The 418-nt window shown below is 72.7% G+C and carries 1 protein-coding gene; it reads right to left on the reverse strand.

Going from position 1 to position 418, the window contains the following annotated elements; genetic code table 11:
• Window positions 1-418, reverse strand: a 418-nt coding sequence (locus AC5RUJ_RS18510) for a DUF222 domain-containing protein (RefSeq protein ID WP_494156547.1), incomplete at both ends; no start/stop codon positions are given.

The raw sequence follows: 418 nt of genomic DNA on the forward strand, positions 1-418 counted from the left end.
GGTGTCGTGTCGTCCGTCGTCGTCGTGGCCGCCCCGCCGGCCGGGCAGGTGCGGCCGGTCAGCATGAGGTCAGAGAACACGTCGGCGCGCAGTTGGGGCAGGGTCCTGGCCTCGCCGGGGCCTTGGAGGGAGCGGGCTGTGGCCTGGATCCGGTCGAAGACCAGATGCGCCTTGTCCGCGCTGGTCCGGATCCACAACTCGGCCATCCCGTCGTCCTGGTCGGTCAGTTGCACGTCCCGGGACTCGTTCGCCCGCCGGTGCCGCTGCTCCAGGGATTCCGGGTGCAGCCGGTCCCGCATCCGCCGGGCACGGGACCGCACGGTATCCAATGTGACGTCCCCGGCGCCGGGCAGCACCGCGGCCTCAAAATCCGGCAGGCATTCCGCCGGCAGGTCCGCGCAGCCGCGGGCCAGCGCCT

The organism is Arthrobacter sp. Y3223164 (assembly GCF_059091005.1).